This window comes from Vibrio sp. 811, from assembly GCF_033339195.1.
Genome location: NZ_JAWOUB010000928.1, coordinates 1 through 522, shown reverse-complemented (window position 1 = coordinate 522; position 522 = coordinate 1). Strand labels below are relative to the sequence as shown.

The following is a 522-nucleotide window of genomic DNA, read 5'->3' as shown; positions in this document are numbered from 1 at the left end:
CGGTTTCTTAAGGTTTTTGGGCGTTACATTGCCGCTTTCTTCGCTTCTTCAATCCAACCATCAAAGGTTGTTTGGTTGGCTTTAATCCAGCCATTTACGTGCGCTTCGATGTCTGCCGCGCTATTTTTACCTTGGCTCATCATCATGTTTTGAGCGCTGACATCATTGATATTCAGTTTGATGATTTCGAACAGTTTCGCTGCCGATGGGTTCTTCTCTGTGAACTCTTTGTTCGCGACGATGCGCATAGAGTTCATTTCAAAACCGTAGTTTTTGCCGTTTTTCAGTGTGGTGTCGATGTCGTTACGTTCACCAGGAAGAGACGAGAACGGCACCTCTAGCCACACGACGTCTTTACCCGGAACAAGTACGCCACTTACCCAATACGGCGTCCATGTGTAGTAAAGAATTGGGTCACCTTTTTTGTAGCGGGAGATTGTATCAGCAATGATTGCGGCGTAATTACCTTGGTTGTGGGTGACGGTGTCACGAAGTTTGAACGCATCCAACTGATGCTCAACC

At 46.6% G+C, this 522-nt stretch carries 1 protein-coding gene; it reads right to left on the bottom strand.

The genetic code is table 11. The features are described from left to right. Window positions 1–23: 23 nt before the first annotated feature. On the bottom strand, window positions 24–522 hold a 499-nt coding region (gene proX / locus R7Q46_RS30175), incomplete at its 5' end, for a glycine betaine/L-proline ABC transporter substrate-binding protein ProX (RefSeq protein ID WP_318078716.1).